Origin of the sequence: Belliella buryatensis (assembly GCF_900188245.1) — a bacterium.
In the GTDB taxonomy this organism is placed as follows: Bacteria; Bacteroidota; Bacteroidia; order Cytophagales; family Cyclobacteriaceae; genus Belliella; species Belliella buryatensis.
On record NZ_FZOK01000006.1, the window covers coordinates 191,398 to 208,999 of the forward strand.

Annotated in this window: 16 protein-coding genes; 12 read left to right on the forward strand and 4 right to left on the reverse strand. The window is 37.0% G+C overall.

The genetic code is table 11. From position 1 onward, the window contains the following. Positions 1 to 16: 16 nt before the first annotated feature. Positions 17 to 2,431 (reverse strand): translocation and assembly module lipoprotein TamL, encoded by a 2,415-nt coding sequence (gene tamL, locus CHB66_RS08095; protein ID WP_089239794.1) that lies wholly within the window; start codon positions 2,429 to 2,431, stop codon positions 17 to 19. A gap of 17 nt (positions 2,432 to 2,448) precedes the next feature. Between tamL and CHB66_RS08100 the strand changes: the two genes are divergently transcribed. Genes CHB66_RS08100 through CHB66_RS08110 form a run of 3 tightly spaced genes read left to right on the forward strand, consistent with a single transcriptional unit; the run spans position 2,449 to position 4,986 of the window. After that, the gene (locus tag CHB66_RS08100) at positions 2,449 to 3,189 is read left to right on the forward strand and encodes an RNA methyltransferase (RefSeq protein WP_089239796.1); all 741 of its coding nucleotides are present in this window, start codon (positions 2,449 to 2,451) and stop codon (positions 3,187 to 3,189) included. An 11-nt stretch (positions 3,190 to 3,200) separates the two neighbouring features. Then, complete coding sequence (locus CHB66_RS08105; protein WP_089239798.1) at positions 3,201 to 4,196, forward strand: bile acid:sodium symporter family protein; 996 nt, start codon at positions 3,201 to 3,203, stop codon at positions 4,194 to 4,196. 1 nt (position 4,197) lies between these two features. Then, on the forward strand, positions 4,198 to 4,986 hold the full coding sequence (locus CHB66_RS08110) for a PhzF family phenazine biosynthesis protein (protein ID WP_089239801.1): 789 nt from the start codon (positions 4,198 to 4,200) through the stop codon (positions 4,984 to 4,986). Between the two features lie 61 nt (positions 4,987 to 5,047). On the opposite strand, the gene CHB66_RS08115 is transcribed toward CHB66_RS08110, so the two are convergent. After that, positions 5,048 to 6,127: a 3-oxoacyl-ACP synthase III family protein gene (locus tag CHB66_RS08115; RefSeq protein WP_089239804.1), complete on the reverse strand. Its 1,080-nt coding sequence runs from the start codon at positions 6,125 to 6,127 to the stop codon at positions 5,048 to 5,050. A 310-nt stretch (positions 6,128 to 6,437) separates the two neighbouring features. Here CHB66_RS08115 and CHB66_RS08120 point away from each other — a divergent pair, with 310 nt between their 5' ends. The 7 genes from CHB66_RS08120 (at position 6,438) to CHB66_RS08150 (ending at position 11,976) form a co-directional block, all read left to right on the forward strand. Beyond that, complete coding sequence (locus CHB66_RS08120) at positions 6,438 to 6,770, forward strand: arsenosugar biosynthesis-associated peroxidase-like protein (protein ID WP_089239806.1); 333 nt, start codon at positions 6,438 to 6,440, stop codon at positions 6,768 to 6,770. Positions 6,771 to 6,797: 27 nt separating this feature from the next. Continuing rightward, positions 6,798 to 7,841, forward strand: a complete 1,044-nt coding sequence (gene arsS / locus CHB66_RS08125) for an arsenosugar biosynthesis radical SAM (seleno)protein ArsS (RefSeq protein ID WP_089239808.1) — start codon at positions 6,798 to 6,800, stop codon at positions 7,839 to 7,841. 3 nt (positions 7,842 to 7,844) lie between these two features. Beyond that, positions 7,845 to 8,465 (forward strand): TIGR04282 family arsenosugar biosynthesis glycosyltransferase, encoded by a 621-nt coding sequence (locus CHB66_RS08130; RefSeq protein WP_089239810.1) that lies wholly within the window; start codon positions 7,845 to 7,847, stop codon positions 8,463 to 8,465. Continuing rightward, a complete protein-coding gene (gene arsM / locus CHB66_RS08135) occupies positions 8,462 to 9,433 on the forward strand; it encodes an arsenosugar biosynthesis arsenite methyltransferase ArsM (RefSeq protein WP_089239812.1) in 972 nt (323 codons plus the stop codon). Before CHB66_RS08130 ends, arsM begins: the two co-directional genes overlap by 4 nt. 160 nt (positions 9,434 to 9,593) lie before the next feature. Further along, positions 9,594 to 10,193: a DUF6134 family protein gene (locus tag CHB66_RS08140; RefSeq protein WP_089239814.1), complete on the forward strand. Its 600-nt coding sequence runs from the start codon at positions 9,594 to 9,596 to the stop codon at positions 10,191 to 10,193. After that, positions 10,193 to 10,885 (forward strand): TIGR04283 family arsenosugar biosynthesis glycosyltransferase, encoded by a 693-nt coding sequence (locus CHB66_RS08145; RefSeq protein WP_089239816.1) that lies wholly within the window; start codon positions 10,193 to 10,195, stop codon positions 10,883 to 10,885. The genes CHB66_RS08140 and CHB66_RS08145 overlap by 1 nt, the downstream gene beginning before the upstream one ends. Positions 10,886 to 10,899: 14 nt before the next feature. After that, entirely contained in the window at positions 10,900 to 11,976 is a 1,077-nt protein-coding gene (locus CHB66_RS08150) for a VOC family protein (protein WP_089239818.1), read from the forward strand. A gap of 208 nt (positions 11,977 to 12,184) precedes the next feature. Here the strand turns inward: CHB66_RS08150 and CHB66_RS08155 are convergent, their stop codons facing one another. Continuing rightward, positions 12,185 to 13,519 carry an amidohydrolase gene (locus CHB66_RS08155; protein WP_089239820.1) on the reverse strand — a complete coding sequence of 445 codons (1,335 nt, stop codon included), beginning with the start codon at positions 13,517 to 13,519 and terminating at the stop codon, positions 12,185 to 12,187. A 90-nt stretch (positions 13,520 to 13,609) separates the two neighbouring features. Here CHB66_RS08155 and CHB66_RS08160 point away from each other — a divergent pair, with 90 nt between their 5' ends. Then, positions 13,610 to 14,581 (forward strand): YheT family hydrolase, encoded by a 972-nt coding sequence (locus CHB66_RS08160; protein WP_089239822.1) that lies wholly within the window; start codon positions 13,610 to 13,612, stop codon positions 14,579 to 14,581. Between the two features lie 294 nt (positions 14,582 to 14,875). Here the strand turns inward: CHB66_RS08160 and lhgO are convergent, their stop codons facing one another. Then, positions 14,876 to 16,075 (reverse strand): L-2-hydroxyglutarate oxidase, encoded by a 1,200-nt coding sequence (gene lhgO, locus CHB66_RS08165; protein WP_089239824.1) that lies wholly within the window; start codon positions 16,073 to 16,075, stop codon positions 14,876 to 14,878. 301 nt (positions 16,076 to 16,376) lie between these two features. Here lhgO and CHB66_RS08170 point away from each other — a divergent pair, with 301 nt between their 5' ends. Continuing rightward, positions 16,377 to 17,600 carry a 6-bladed beta-propeller gene (locus tag CHB66_RS08170; RefSeq protein WP_089239826.1) on the forward strand — a complete coding sequence of 408 codons (1,224 nt, stop codon included), beginning with the start codon at positions 16,377 to 16,379 and terminating at the stop codon, positions 17,598 to 17,600. Positions 17,601 to 17,602: the final 2 nt, after the last annotated feature.

Here is a 17,602-nt window from a genome sequence, read left to right on the forward strand (position 1 = left end):
AGAAAGATTCGATCGTTTAGAATGGATACCCAATTCCTATATTAAAAACAGTTTGGCCTCTTTCTCCTAGAAACCCATTGAAGAAATTACCTAAAATAAATCTTTGACCTTCTTCTCTTGCAGGGTCTACTGCTTTTACGCCCATATCTAGTCTTAGTACCAAAAAGTCAAAATCCATTCTTAAACCCAAACCAGTGCCTACAGCAATCTCTTTATAGAATCTATTGAATTCAAAATTAGCACCTTGTCTAGTAGGGTCATCGAGAAAAGTCCAGCTATTCCCAAAATCAATAAAAAAAGCCCCATCAAAATAACCGTATAATTTTCTTCTGTACTCAAGCATGCCTTCGAAAAGGATATCTCCTGGTTGCTCAAATCTATAATCAAATGAACCGTCTTCATTTAATGGAGGCGTATAAGATCCTGGGCCAAGCCGTCTAGGCTGCCAGGCCCTGATACCAGTACTACCACCAGCAAAGAAATATTTTTCATAAGGCAGAATTCCATCACTGATACCATACGGCTTGGCCATGCCCAAATTGAGTCTGTAAGCAAAAGTCTGTTTGTTGCCTAAAGGAATATATCTCCTAAAATCTGCTTGAAATTTCAAGAATTGGAAATATGCAAGACTTCGATTTTCTATAAATTCCCTATTGACAAAATTAAGGGTGGTACCACCACTTTCTAGAAAAAGGCGTAAGAGTGATGCACTATTTTTCTGAAAAACCCCATATTGATTGAAGTTAATAATAACTTGACCCGATATGCTACTTACATATGAAGGAAGGAAAGAATTAATTAAGTTATTCCCCTGATTTTGAAGGTCTTCAAGTATTTCTCTAAAATCATTACTTAAATTAGATCTGATAAAGTTAGCATCAACCAGATTGAGCGAAAATTGCTGTCTAAGATTACGTGTATTCCAATTATAAGCAAGAATTCCATTGACACTTTCTCTGTTGTATTCAGGCCGATCTACATAATTGTAACCAATCAATGTTCTAGTCCTAGGATTATACCTACCAAATCGCTCAAGGGCAAATTTATTCATTGGCACCAAAAACTGTGGGAAAATAATAGATGCAGACGTGTTCAATTCCCTAGACCTAAAAACACCACCTTCGCCTGTTGCAGATACAACCCCTTCAAGTCCAGCTCTGAAGTTAAACTCGAAAATTTCGGCTCCTCTAAATAGGTTTCGATTTCTTAATGAATGGCTAAAAAATGGTCCAGGAACTTGTTCTGTAATACTTGCACCAAGTTGGTTTGTTATCAGATATTTTTGATTTGGTTGCGTAAAAATTCTTGGCCTAAGAACTGTTCCTAAGGTATCAAAAGAAATATTCACAAATCTAAAGAGATCTAAATTAGCTAATTGTCTTTGAGTTTCTAGTACATCTGTTTTATTGTAGAGGTCGCCTTGATTGAGGAATATCCTAGAGGAGATAATTTTTTCAGAATAGCGGTCTCTATAGATTTTGAAGTTGATGTCTTTATATATCGAATTGGCTTCATCTTCAAAAAAGGTATCTCCCGAAGGGGCGTCAATTGAGAAGTAGATGGAATCTAGGGTATAAACTTTATGAAAATCATTAGTAGCAGGTTTTCTGATGACTTGCTCTATTTGAACAGTTTTTTCTAAGGTGTCTTTGTAGACATTATATTCGATGTAAGATTTTGAAAAAGTATAATAACCGTTCTCCTTCAAAAAATCTTCCACTCGCTGACGTTCTCTAGAGAGTTGTGCTTGCTCGTATCTACTATGAGGTTTGATTTCTGAGCGCCTTTTATTTTTTTCAAGAAGTTGATAGATGTTTTCATCATCTGATCTAGAATAGACAGAATCAATGATATATGGTTGATTTTCGGTGAGTAAATATTTCACTTTAGCTTTTTTACCATCATAAGCTACAGCATAATCAACCTCGTTTTCAAAGAAACCATTATTGGATAAATAAAAGGAAATTTGCCTTTGCGAATCTTCAGTCTTAGTGCTATCATGAATCACTCTTGGGTTGCCAGTTCGCATGAAAAAATTCCCAAACTCCAATTTTTTTTCTATTGAAGTGATTTGATTATTGATTTTATTAAATCGCTTGATTTCCCTTCGAGATAGATCCTCTTCCTTTTTGTTTAAAAGTGCTCTCCTTTCTTTTTCTAATTTTTCTCTTCTTTGAATGTGAACGGTACTATCAAAAGTCCATTCCCCAAATCTATAAAAGGCTACCCCAATGGATGTATTGAGCAATGGAATTCGGGTATTGGGTTCTTGTTTGATAAGATTTGTTATTGCATCCTTATCGCTTTTTTCTACACCCTCTACTTGTACTTGATAGACTAAATATTCATTATCCTTCAAGCCTTTGGTCAAAGAACATGAAGAAATCAAAAAAAGGAGAAAGATAAAGTTTATATATTTGGCCTTATTCACTATTTGATGCTCACCGAATGTTAAGCAAAAATACGCTTAAGTTTATTAAATCCTTGCAACAGAAAAAATTCCGCAAACAGGAAAGCGCATTTTTTGTGGAAGGTAGCAAAAATGTAACGGAATTGTTGGATTCAGATTTCGAAATTTCCCATCTTTTGTATACAGATAAGTTTGAATCTGAAAATAGGGATTTGTTAAAGAGGTTCAAAGGAGAGGCTTTTCTCGTCACACAAAAGGTACTTGAGTCAGCAGGATCTTTTCAGTCTAATGACAGTGCCTTGGCTGTTGCAAAAATCAAAGTCAATGATCAACCTCAAATATCTAATTCAGAATTGATACTCGCATTAGATGATGTCAGAGACCCTGGGAATCTGGGAACTATTATAAGAATTGCTGATTGGTATGGAATCAAGCATATCATTTGCTCTGAAGAATCAGCTGACTTTTATAATCCTAAAGTGCTCAACTCCAGCATGGGTAGTTTTTCAAGAGTCAATGTGTATTACACTGATTTATTTACTTATTTGCCTACTCTAGATCTGCCAATTTATGGTGCATTTTTGGGTGGTAATAATATTCATCATCAAAAGCTCAAGCCTGTAGGAATCATTTTAATGGGAAATGAGTCCCAAGGAATATCTGATAGAATTGGAGAGCTTGTTACGGAAAGGCTGACTATTCCGCGTTTTGGACATGCTGAATCCCTCAATGTGGCTATAGCCACTGCTATCATATGTGATAATTTCAAAAGATCTTAAGTCATACCAATATGTCCAATTTGTTCGGTACGCTCAAAAAAGTTGGTCTCAATACCTTTTTCTTTCTGTTATTAGGCGTCATCATTTTAGCAAAGCTTTTTCCTGAGTGGGGAACAGCAGACAGCCCAGTACCACTCAAGCCAATTACAGGACTTGGAATATCTGTGATATTCTTTTTTTATGGAGTGAAACTCAATCCTAGAAAACTACTCCAAGATCTTTCTAATTGGAAGCTACATTTGCTAGTTCAGAGCACTACTTTTTTGATTTTCCCATTGCTTGTTTTAGGTCTTTATGCGATTTGGGGAGATCAAAATTCTTATTTGTGGTTAGGGACTTTTTATTTGGCCGCTTTACCATCGACTGTTTCCTCGTCTGTAGTGATGGTTTCTATAGCTGGAGGCAACCTGCCAGCAGCAATTTTCAATGCCAGTATTTCAAGTATGGTTGGGATATTTATTACTCCTGTTTGGATGGATCTACTTCTGCCAGCTTCTGCTATTGGATTTCATCTTACAGATACATTTATCAAACTCAGCCTTCAGGTTCTATTTCCTTTGATTATTGGGCTTTTTACGCATCAGTATTTATCTTCTTGGGTAGGAAGGCATGGTAAGGCATTGAAAAACCTGGATCAAACAATCATTCTCTTGATAGTCTTCACTGCTTTTGCTGAGTCCTTCGCCGAGAAAATGTTTGATGGGAAAACAGCAGGAGAGTTAGTCACTCTTGGTGGATTGATGTTACTTTTCTTTTTGGTGATGATGGTTTTGATGCATTTCCTTGCCAAAAGTTTGAAGTTCAATGATGCTGATAGGATTACAGTTCTTTTTTGTGGAAGTAAAAAGTCTCTTGTTCAAGGTGCTGTAATGGGAAGAGTTATGTTTCCTGACCCAGTCATATTTGGAGTTATTTTACTCCCTTTGATGATGTATCATGCATTGCAGCTGATATTTGGAAGCGCTATAGCACAGCGTATTGGTGAAAAGATGAAAAATACCATTTGATATGAAATTGAAAATATACCAAGTAGATGCATTTGCAGAGGAAGTTTTTAAAGGTAATCCTGCCGCTGTGGTTCCTTTGAAAAGCTGGTTGTCGGATGAACTTATGCAAAAAATAGCCATAGAGAATAACTTATCTGAAACAGCATTTGTGGTTGCAGATGGAGAATATTACTTGATCCGCTGGTTTACTCCAATGGTGGAAGTTGACCTCTGTGGCCATGCAACTTTAGCCTCAGCGCATGTTTTATTTGAGCATGAAGACTACACTGGAGATTTAATCAAATTCATTTCCCCAAGAACTGGTGCTTTGGATGTGAGGAAACAAGAGCATGGGATGCTTACTTTAGATTTTCCAGTAGATGAAATAAAAAGAATTGACCCAGATTCAAATATGTTTCAAGGTTTTAGTAAAGCCCCTAAAGAGCTTTGGAGAGGTAAAAGTGACTATGTTCTAGTATATGAATCAGAAGATGACATACTCGATATTCATGTAGATTTGAAAGAGATAGAGAAAATAAAAACTCGTGGATTTATTATTACTGCGCAAGGAAAGGAAGTGGATTTTGTGAGTCGTTGGTTTGGTCCGCAAGTAGGGGTGGAAGAAGACCCTGTCACTGGTTCTGCACATACTACTTTGACTGCCTTATGGGCAGAGAAATTAAATAAGAATAATTTGACTGCTATTCAACTGTCTGCAAGATCTGGAAGCTTGACCTGTAAACTAGTTGGCGATAGGGTTCATATAAGTGGTAAAGCGGTAACATATCTTCAAGGTGATATTTTCATTTAAAAAGGAAAAACCCTGGCAGAATTTTTTCTGGCAGGGTTTTTCAATATTACTTAAGTAAATTTTAAGGAACTAAGTAAATGAATGCATTAACATTCATTCCGGCACCCACAGAAGCAAATACAATATGATCACCTGAATTAATTTTGTGTACATCAAGTTCTCCTTTGACAATCATGTCATATAAAATCGGTACTGTTGCTACAGAATTATTGCCTAGTTTAGAAATGGTCATTGGCATAATAGAAGTAGAATCTTCTAGTTTTTGATCATAAAGTTTGAATAGCCTCTGAATGATTGCTTCATCCATTTTAGCATTGGCTTGATGAATGAGTACTTTCTTGATCTTTTGGATAGGAACCCCTGATTTGTCAATCGTAGCTTTGACAAGAGCAGGCACTGTATTGAGTGCGTATTCATAGAGTTTTCGCCCATTCATTTTCATAAATAAGGTATTGTCCTCAAACTCGGGATGATAAGAAATATCCATTTTCAAGAAATGTGCTTCATTGAGTGTATCAGTACGAGTCTTATGACAAAGAATGCCAACTGGGTTAGAACTTTCCTTGGCCTCTAAGATTACTGCTCCTGCACCATCTGAGTAAATCATGCTATCAATATCATGTGGATCAGCTATTCGAGAGAGATTTTCTGCTCCAATGACTAGCACGCGCTTTGCATCGCCTGACTTGATGAAATAATCCGCTTGAATGACTCCCTGAACCCACCCTGGACATCCAAATGGTAAATCATAAGCTACGCAATCTGGATTTGCAATTTGAAGTTTATGTTTGACTCTAGAAGCCAAAGTAGGAACCAAATCCGATTTGATATTATCATGAAGGATATCTCCAAAGTTGTGAGCAACGACAATATAATCTAATGATTCAGGATCAATTCCCGAGTGCTCAATGGCTTCTTTGGCAGCGTAGTAAGCCATATCAGAAGTATTGAGGTCAGGACTGAGATACCTTCTTTCTTGTATGTCTGTGATTTCTTGAAACTTATTGACAATATCCGGAACAGGCTTTTCTAATTTTTCTCCCTTTTCATTGATAAAATTACGAGTGTGAAAGCTTTCGTTCTTGACAATTATCTCTGGAATGTATTTTCCAGATCCAGTAATAATGCTGTAAATAGGCATAAAGAGTTTTTAATTGGGTGAAAATCTGGTTGGGATCGAAATTTAAAAAATATATAATTAAGGAAGATGATTTTTTATAAATGCTTTACTATAATATTAAAAATAATGCTTTAATCAGAATTAAGTTTTGATAAAATGCAGTATCAACTAATAAAATGTCTTTTCAAGAAATGTCTTGATCATGCCATAAAGCTAGCTTTTAATGGTTGTTGTGCTAAAAACTTTTATTGCTTCCTTATTGAGGTTATTATTACATAAACATAAATCTATATCTTAGACTTATAACGTATATCAACCAAAACTATCAAAAATGAAAACTTATTATAACCCTGAAGACCTTAAGAAATTTGGAAAAATTGGAGATTTTCAAAAATCTATGGCGGATAAATTCTTCGACTATTACGGAGAAGTATTTCAAGAGGGTGCTTTAACGGCTAGAGAAAAATCCTTGATTGCGTTAGCAGTTGCACACGCTATTCAATGCCCTTATTGTATAGACGCTTACACTGTAGATACAATGGAAAAAGGCTGCGATGAAGAACAGATGATGGAAGCTGTGCATGTAGCTGCAGCCATTAGAGGTGGAGCATCACTCGTCCATAGTACTCAAATGATGAGCAAAGTAAAAGAGATCTCAATGTAATGTCTTGTAAAATTTTGATAACAATAGATGAAATCTTTAAAAGCTCAACAACACCCGCTTTCTAAAATTGAATACGAATTAGAAGTTCTGGATACACCAATCAATGGACTAAGTTTTGCTGATAAGCTTGCTGACTCAAATCTTTTTCCATTAAGCCCAACCCAAATTGATATTCTTCAAATCAATATGGGTAAGATGTGCAATCAGGTATGTAAGCACTGTCATGTGGACGCAGGTCCAGACCGTAAAGAAATCATGACAAGAGAAACAATGCTGATGATTTTAGAAGTAATCAAAAAGGGCGGTATCAAAACAGTGGATTTGACTGGTGGAGCTCCTGAGATGAACCCTGAGTTTCGTTGGTTTATCGAAGAGGTAAGAAAAATTAGCTCAGAGGTTCATATCATTGTGAGATGTAATTTGACAATCATTTTGGCAAATCCAAAATATCATGATCTCCCAGAATTTTATAAAAAGCACCATATCGAGGTAGTATCTTCTCTACCTTATTTTACTGCTGTCAAAACAGACTCACAAAGAGGAGATGGTGTTTTTGATAAATCAATCAAAGCTTTGAAAATGCTCAATGAGATTGGCTATGGATCGGAAGGTTCAGATTTGCAATTAAATTTGGTCTATAACCCTGCTGGTGCATTTCTTCCAGCCTCTCAGGAAGGACTGGAGTTAGAGTTTAAGAAACGTCTAAAGAATTCCTACGACATCACTTTTAATTCATTGTATACCATCACCAATTTGCCAATCAGTAGATTTTTAGAATATCTGCTCAGGTCAGAGAATTATGATAGCTATATGGAAAAGCTGCTAGATGCTTACAATCCAGTGGCTGCTGCTAATGTGATGTGTAGAAATACGATATCAGTGGGCTGGGATGGATACTTATATGATTGTGATTTCAATCAAATGCTTGAATTAAAAGTAGCTTCACCTACAAGCCAACATATAGCAGATTGGAATCAAAAATCTCTTTTAGAAAGAGAAATTATCGTGAAGCAACATTGTTTTGGCTGTACTGCTGGAGCTGGGTCTAGTTGTGGAGGGGCTACTGCATAAGCTATGAGAGAAAATAAAAAAGCACTCATTGTATTTCAGAAGAATCCTGTACTAGGTAAAGTCAAAACTAGGTTAGCAGCCACCGTTGGAGATGCTAAAGCCTTAGAAATCTATATGAAATTGCTGCAGCATACCTATAAGGTCATTAATCAAATAGAAGCTATTGACACTTTTATTTATTTCAGCGAGAAAGTTGAAAGTGGATTAGAAGAAATGTTTGTTGATCGGGTTAAATTAAGCGTTCAGAATGGTGCTGACTTAGGCTCAAGGATGAAAAATGCATTCGAAGAAATTTTTCAGGAAGGATATGATCAAGCTGCCATCATAGGTACTGACTGTCCTGAAATCACCGAAGATTTGATCAATCAAGCGTTTGAGACTTTGGCTTATTCAGATACCGTTTTTGGCCCAGCTAGAGATGGAGGTTATTATTTACTGGGTATGAATCAGTTTATCCCCCATCTTTTTGAAAAGATGACCTGGAGTCATGATAGAGTTTTGATGGATTCCATTGAAAAACTTAACTTAAATAGAAATTCATTTACGCTACTTGAGATGTTGTCTGACATTGATAACGAAGCAGACTGGATCAAATACAAAAATACACTTTCACAAACTATATGAGTACTTACTTAGAAACAACAGCGAATGTATACAGAGACGCAGCCTTGAAGCCTGACGTTGGTTTATGCTGCACTACTACACCGATTTGGCAATTTCCAGGATTGAAAATTCCGAAGATTATGCAAGAAATGAATTATGGCTGTGGAAGTACAGTTCATTTCAGAGACTTAGTCAATGATCCTAATATCCTCTATGTGGGAGTTGGTGGCGGAATGGAAGTTTTGCAATTCTCTTATTTTTCCAGAAAGGAAAATGGTGTAATCGGAGTAGATATCGTTGACGAAATGATCAAGGCTTGCGAGGACAATCTTGAAATAGCCGAGAAAGAGAATGATTGGTTTAAAAAGGAGTTTGTATCTCTAAGGAAGGGGTCAGCACTAGCTTTACCCATTGCTGATGAAAGCATAGACGTTGCTGCTCAAAATTGCCTTTTTAACATTTTCACCAAAGAAGACCTTGCTTTGGCTTTGAAAGAAATGTACAGGGTGCTGAAGCCACATGGTCGCTTGGTGCTCAGCGACCCTGTGACAGAGCAAGCTATGCCTGAGAGTCTTAAAAATGATGAGCGGCTGAGGGCTTTATGTCTTAGCGGTTCTCTTTCTCTTCAAGAATACCTCAAGATGATCACTGACGCTGGATTCGGTACTGTTGAAATCAGAGCTAAAAGACCTTATAGGATATTGGCTCCTAGTCATTATGATACTGAGGAGATGATATTTTTGGAAAGTGTGGAGGTATGTGCCATCAAAGATCCAATGCCGGCTGACGGACCATGTGTTTTTACAGGTAAAACAGCCATTTACTTCGGATCAGAAGAGTATTTTGATGATGAAAAAGGACATATTTTGATGCAAAATCAGCCACTTTCTGTATGTGATAAGACAGCAAGTGCGATAAAAAATTTAGGAAGGGAAGACATTTATATTACTGAATCAACTTTCTTTTATGATGGTGGAGGTTGTTGTTAGGCTAAAAATTCAGAAATTGTAATTCAATTTTGTTTAGAAAAGGTCACGAGTTGGATATAAACTTTTCCAAAGTTTGATAAATAGTCAAAGTAAACATATTTCTCAAAATTGAACTTTGGAAAAGTTACTCTAAACTAAATACCATAGAATTATAATTTAAATGATGAATTACATAAAAAAAATTTTAGCTGGAATAATCATTCTCTTGAGCTTACCTGGTTTAGCTCAGGAGAAAATGGATTTTGAAATCTCTGTTGCTGGGTTTTCAATTGGTGAAATGACGGCAGTTAAAACAGAGAAAGGAGATGAATCATTCTACGATTTAAAAAGTGAAGTCAGCTTTTGGTTTTTTGGGAAAGTAAATGTGGATTATTCAATCAATTCACAATTCAAAGGCGAACAATTGATCAAGGCAAGGGCAGAGACTAAAAGTAACAAAGGAGAGTTTTCTTCAGATATTATCTGGAAAAATGATCGATATATAATCGAAGCGACTAGTTATCAATATGAGAAGGATACGGTGATCAATAATCCACTTTTTTTCAGCTCTGCTAGATTGTATTTTGAAGAGCCGGTAGGTCAGCAAATCTTTATGGCTGAAAATTTTGGACTCCCATCTCCGATTACCAAATACAAAGATTATTACGAGGTCAATGTCAATGGTAATAAGAACAGATTCTACTATGAAAATGGGAAATTTCAAAAAGCTGTCATGCAGAGTCCTATCAAGAATTATGTGATTAAAAGAAAAAGTCCCTAATGAAAATTTCAGTAATCATTCCAGTTTTGAATGAAGCAGAAAATCTTATAGAGCTATTACCCATAATTTTTAAGTTTGGTGGGGAATATTTGGCAGAAGTAATTGTAGTGGATGGTGGAAGCAATGATGATACAGTCCACATTGCAAGAACTCAAGGTGCTATCTTATTGCGTTCACAAATTAAAAGTAGGGCAGCTCAGCTAAATCGGGGTGCCTCTGAAGCCACAGGTGGAATTTTTTACTTTGTGCATGCAGATAGTAGACCTCACGAAGATTTTGCTAAAGATATCTTAGAATCAATAAGAAATGGAAATTTAGCAGGATGTTACCAATACAAATTTAATTCTACTCAACCATTACTAAAAATGAATGCTTGGTTTACAAGATTTAATGGTATATTTTCAGGAGGTGGAGATCAGACTTTGTTCATTGCAAGGTCAGCATTTGAGGAGTTGCAAGGTTTCGATGAGTACTTTACTATCATGGAAGATTTTGAATTAGTTGGTCGAATTAAGAGGAAGTTTGGTTTTACGGTTTTGCCAAAAAGTATCCTTGTTTCTGCTAGAAAATACGAGACCAATTCTTGGTTGAGAGTTCAGCTTGCTAATTTGACAGTTTTCATGCTTTATTACCTCAAGAGAAACCCTAATGAACTCAAATCTATCTACCACAAAATGCTGAAATATAGATAATTGATTGTTTAAATATGAGTAAAAGTAATGGACTATTACCGATCATCAGCGGTATCCAACAAGTAGGTATCGGTGTGACTGATGCCAAAGAGGCATGGTCTTGGTATAGAAAGTTTTTTAAGATGGATGTGCCAATTTTTGAAGATGCTGCAACTGCTAATTTGATGACAAGGTATACTTCTGATAAAGCACAGGAACGCTTTGCTATTCTTGCGATGAATATGCAAGGTGGAGGTGGGTTTGAGATTTGGCAATACACGAATAAAAAGCCTGTCAGGTCAGATTTTGAATTATCACTTGGGGATTTGGGGATTTTTGCTGTAAAAATTAGAACGAAGGATATTCAGAAGACTTATGATTATTTTGTCAATGAAGGTGCTCAAGTCTTGACAGCACCGGAACTTTCTCCTTGCGGAAGAATGCATTTCTATGTACTAGATCCATATGGTAATACCTTCGAAATGGTAGAAAGTCCCTCTTGGTTCAAGTTGAACAAAGATCATACTGGGGGGGTAGCTGGTGTTTCTATTGGAGTTAGCAACATAGATAAAGCACTCAAATTGTATCAAGGAATCCTAGGGTATCATGAAATCAAGTCTGACGTGACAGGTCTTTTTGAGGATTTGATTGGGATCCATGGTGGAGAAGCCACTTTCAGGAGAGTATTGATACATAGACCAGAGGGCAGGGTAGGAGCATTTAGTAAGTTATTATGTAAGTCTGAAATAGAACTTTTTGAAGTGAAAGATAGCGTTCCCAAAAAGATATTTGAAAACAGAGATTGGGGAGATTTAGGGTTTATTCATGTATGCTTTGATATCACCGGAATGAAAGAATTATCAGAAAAATGTGCTGAAAATGGTTTCCCTTTTACTGTAGATAGCAGTAACAGTTTTGATATGGGAAAAGCAGCCGGCCACTTCTCGTATTGTGAAGATCCTGATGGGACATTAATAGAATTTGTAGAGACTCATAAAATCCCCATTATGGAAAAATGGGGCTGGTACTTGAACCTCAAGAATAGAAAGCCTGAAAAGTCTTTACCAAATTGGATGCTTAAGTTGCTGGCGTTGAACCGTGTTAAGCCTTGATTAAGGATTGTTATATTTGAAAAGTTCATTAACCTGCACCAAGGAGAATCATATTTACTCAAAAAAAACTATTAAAAAAGCGGTTTGATTTTCAGACCGCTTTTTGAGTTTAAATCCTATTGATTCCCTATGAAGAAAGTTTACAATTCAAAAGTAAAGTAAAGATTCAAGGAAGTGGTTAACACAAAATCATTCAATTGTTACTAAATCAATTTCCTCTATTTATCATGACTTCCTGATTTTTGAAAATATCCATCGCAAAGCTTGTCATGGCCTTGACACCAGTTTTGATAGTAGGTTCTGGTAGAGGGGCAAAGTATGGGCTATGAAGTCCAGGAATATCGATATTATTAGCTTTTGCTTCTTCAAGAAATTCAGGATCATTGGCTCCTAAGAAGAACATGCTGATTGGAATTTTTCTTTCTTGATTGCCATAGGCACTAAAATCTTCCCCAACCATTTGAGCGGCTACTTCTACTACTTTATCTTCCCCAAAGGTTTGTTGGAAAACATTCACCATCTGATCAGTCAAAGCTGCATCATTGATCAAAGGCTTGGTAAATGGCTCTCTAATCCAATATTCTGGCATTTTATCCTCGCCCAATCCTGCTGCTCTGGAGTAATTTTCACTGATTTCTTTGATTCTGCTGATTATTTTTTCTCTTACATCTAAGGAGTAAGTCCTGATTGTCAGTTGCATCATCACTTCGTCAGGAATGATATTGTGAACCGATCCGCCATGAATGGAACCCACTGTCACCACCGCAGGATCGGTTGGGGTTAATGTCCGGCTGACGATCGTTTGATAAGCTTGAATGATCTGTGCAGACAAAACAATCGGATCAATAGTCGTGTGTGGAGCTGCACCATGTCCACCTTCACCGAAAATTTTGACATTCATCATGTCAACGCCCGCCATCAGTGGACCCGCTTTGTATCCCAATGTTCCGGCAGGCAAAAAAGGATCATCATGCAAAGCAATCGCATAATCCGGATGAGGGAATTTTTCATAAAGTCCATCATTCATCATGTTGAAAGCACCGAGACCATTTTCCTCCGCAGGTTGTGCCACCATCAGAACAGTTCCTCTCCAGCTGTTTTTGTAATCCATCATCATCTTGGCAGTGCCGACAAATACCGACATGTGGATATCGTGTCCACAAGAGTGCGTGATGAAGGTTTCTTTGCCATCATTGGAAGTTCCTTTTTTAGTGGATGCATAAGGCAAACCCGTTTTTTCTTCCATCGGTAAAGCATCCATATCTGTTCTGATTAGGAGAACAGGCCCTGGACCATTTTTGAACATGCCGACTACACCATAGCCACCAATATTTTCAGTGACTTCATAACCTAGTGCTCTAAGTTCAGCAGCCATCTTTTCGGATGTTTCTTTTTCCTGAAGAGAGAGCTCAGGGTTTTGATGCAGCTCTTTGTAAAGCTTATCCAAATGTGGATAAAACTGCTCAATCGAGCGATCCAAATCTTGGGCGGAAAGGCTAAAAGTTATTGCTAGGGTAAGTATAAAACTGAGGTAAATTTTCATGTTTGCTTTTGTTTTGATCAATGAATTAACAAAAAATTTACTGATTAGGCGATATGTTTTTACTTTCGTGGTATTAAATCTCTTTTTTCTATGCCTATTATTTCAAACTCGACTTACGGAAGACCCCCAAGACATCTTTTCAATGGACATTTGGAAACCATTATTCCTAGTATTTTTAGGAAAATAGAGGGAGTAACTTACCAAAGAGAAAGAATTGACACGCCAGATGGGGATTTTTTGGATTTGGATTGGTCGAGAACTGGAAGTAGAAAATTGCTGATCATTTCCCATGGATTGGAAGGGAGTTCTGAGCGGCATTATGCCAAAGGACTGGCGAAACTATTCAATCAACATGGATTTGATGCCTTGGCTTGGAACAATAGGACTTGCAGTGGAGAGATGAATTTGCAGCCTATTATGTATCATCACGGTGCTTCGTATGACTTGAATACCGTTTTTGAGCATGCAGAAGCAGCAGGTGTGTATGATGAATATTACTTGGCTGGTATCAGTATGGGAGGTGCACAGACCTTGAAGTTCTTAGGAGAAAAAGGACTTGACTTGAATTCAAAAATCAAAAAAGCCGCTGTCTATTCCACGCCCTGCAATTTGACAGATTCAGCGGTTACGCTTTCATTCAAAGGAAATGGTTTCTACAGAAAGCGCTTTCTCAGCAAGTTGAAGTTAAAAATGCAGCTCAAAGGTGAGCAATTCCCGGGATTGGTAGATTTAGACTTGCTTCAAAGGGTTCAGGATTTTGATACTTTTGATACGCATTTTACAGCAAAGCTTCATGGCTTTAAAGATGCAGCTGATTTTTACAAGTCTGTCAGTGCAGACAATTGGATGGAACATATCCAAATACCAACCTTAATCATCAATGCCCTCAACGATCCCTTGATCCACGACCGCTGCTATCCCATCAAGCTAGCAGAACAATCACATCATATCTTTTTAGAAATGCCCAAAAGAGGAGGCCACACCGGTTTCCTAGTCAAAGGTCAAGAATTCACCTGGGCAGAAATGCGTTTTTTGGAGTTTTTGAGGGGATCTTTCTCCTGAAAAAGTCGAAATCCCTACATAAAAGTTCAACCCCTCACGGGGTTGTCTTGTTTATCGTCATTCATCCTATCCCTAGGTTTCACCTAGGGCTATTGAAAAGTTTGACAGCTTCACCGTCGGTTTTTAGATTGAAATTTGCAGATTTCTTATGGTCATTTTCCGATCCTGAAGGGATCAAACCTCTCAATAACCGCGGGTGAAAACCGTGGAAAAACGATGGCCCAAATTCCACCCACCACTGACCCTAAAAGGGTCGAACTTACTCTCTAGACCAAGTTTTAAAGCATCATAATTCTAAAACCTCTTCAAAGCCAATTCACTTACCGTCTGCCCGATGGATAGCGAACTTGTGGCGGCAGGAGAGGGGGCGTTGAGAACATTGATGGCATATTGATTTTCTTTGATGCTGAAATCATCCAAAAGGCCACCTGTTCTGTCGCAGGCTTGTGCTCGAACGCCCGCACCACCTTCTACCAAATCTGACTCCTGGATATCAGGGATCAACTCTTGTAGGGCTTTGGTGAAAGCTGCTTTGGAAAAAGATCTGTACATTTCTCCGAAACCTGTTTTCCAGTATTTGGCAGCTACTTTTTGGAAACCTGGCCAAGCGAGTGTTTCTGATAATTCCTTTAGATTGACATCCGAGCGCTTGTATCCTTCACGCTTGAAAGCCAACACAGCATTTGGTCCAGCTTCTACGCCACCTTTCATCATTCTGGTAAAGTGTACGCCTAAAAATGGGAAGTTTGGATCCGGCACGGGGTAAATCAGGTTTTTGACAAGGTATTCTCTTTCTTTTTTGAGTTTGTAATATTCTCCTCTGAAGGGAATGATTTTGACATCCAATTCCTCTTCTTGATTCATTTGAGCAACTTTATCCGAATAGAGTCCACCACAATTGATGATCAATTTGGTATCGAAATGTTGTTTGTTGGTTTGAACTACTGTATATCCTTTCAAGGAATTGGTTCTCTTAACTTCATGTTCTAGAAATATCTCACCGCCAAGTTTCTTGAATTTTTCACCATAGGCCAAAGCCACCTGCTTGTAATCCACAATACCAGTTTGGGGTACATGAATAGCTGCTACTCCCGCACAGTAGGGTTCGTATTCTTTGAGTTCATCAAGCGTGATATGTCTTGTTCCATTGAGGCCATTTTGCAATCCTCTTTCATAAATTCCATTTAGAATTGGGATTTGTTCTTTTTGAGTTGCTACGACAACTTTTCCTGTGATTTCATAAGGAATGTTTTCTTCATCACAGAATTGGATCAGCTGATGATATCCAGCGATACAGTTGGTGGCTTTCAGTGATCCAGGCTTATAATACAGCCCTGAATGGATCACACCGCTGTTATTACCAGTCTGATGCTTCGCTAGTTCATTTTCCTTTTCAAGGATGGCTATTTTAAGTTCAGGTTTCTGTTCTTTTATTTTCAATCCAGTAGCAAGTCCAACAATTCCCCCGCCTATGATGATGATATCGTATAGCATAATTTTTTCAAGCTTTGGACAAATATAAGTCTGAATCTGATATTGTTTAAATCATGCAGTATTGAGTTTAAAATTTATTTATTAGTTTTATAGCTGTGGATAAATTAAAATTATTAGGGTTTGCTTCATTCTTGGACAACAGGTGTTGAAATGTATAAGTATGTCCAAAATCTCAAGAAAGAAATGAAAGAAGAAGCTTGGCAAGAATTTATAAATGGAAAAGGGGCGAACTTAGTAAGTACTGCGATCCTTGCTAAAGAGAGTGAAAATAGGGTTTTAATTATTTTTAAATGGAAATGAAATGTTGAATATTCAAAAGAAGAAAATCGGTCAAATGATCATTTGCGCATCCTTTGCTTTTTTTATGGGGTGCACTTCCCAAAATGAGTCTAAAGAGGTAATAGTAAAAGATGGGATCATTACAATCAAGGTTGACTTGGATTCAGTCAAAGATGGAAAGTTGACAGACTATTTTGAGCCTGAGATCGAGTATCTATTGCTTCAAGAAGGGGATAACCCAGAAGCACAGATTGGCGAAATTGCCAAATTGGTTGGATATAATGATATGATTTTTGTTTTTGATTGGTGGATTGGAAAAAGTGTTCAAATTTTTGATAGACAAGGTAATTTTATTAAAAGAATCAGGCAACAGGGTGATGGTCTTGGAAAATACATAGAACTAGCAGATATTCAAGTGGTTCAGGATACAATATATTTATTAGCACACCCAGGGAAAATTATCAAGTTTGATCTTGAAGGAAGTTTTATACATGAAATCAAGATTCCAGTTATGGGCAGGACTTTTTATTATGATATTAATTCCAATCATTTTTTTGTTTATAGTGGTGCTCGTTCTGAGAATCTAGTTTCGGAGATTGACCATAAAGGCTCAGTTCTCAAAAGCTATTTTTCATCTCATCCAAACATATTTTATAGGAATATGGGGGATCCTGTTAACTTTTATGAAAGCAATGATGGATTTTATTTTACAAGAACTTATGTGGATACTTTGTACAGGTTTACATCTGATGGTTTTAAACCTGAAATCATTTTTGATTTTGGAAAAAATGCAATGAATCATGAAAAAATGAAGGAAAAGCAATTGGAAATGGATGATAAAGCTTTTAGAGAATATTTTCAGGAAAACTCTGGGGCATCTTATTCTCCATTTGGATTTTCTAATTCCAAATATATGTTAAGTAGATTATCAACAGCTGGGAGAGGAATTGTTTCAATTTTTGATAAGCAGAATAAAACCCATGATTTGGTCAATTTCAACTTGATCAATGACATTGATGAATCATTTGATTTTTATCCTCCTGTATATCAATTAGAAGGTACTGAAGTATCCATTGCTTATCGAGGCCCATCCTTATACAACAAAGCAGTAGAGAAAAAACAAACCATGTCTGATGAAGACTGGAAAGCTTACCAAGCAGGAAAGGGCAAAGATTTTATTGAAGCAGCTTTTTATGGAAAAGAAACTGAGAACTATGTCCTCCTGATTCTCAAAACAAAAAAATAAAG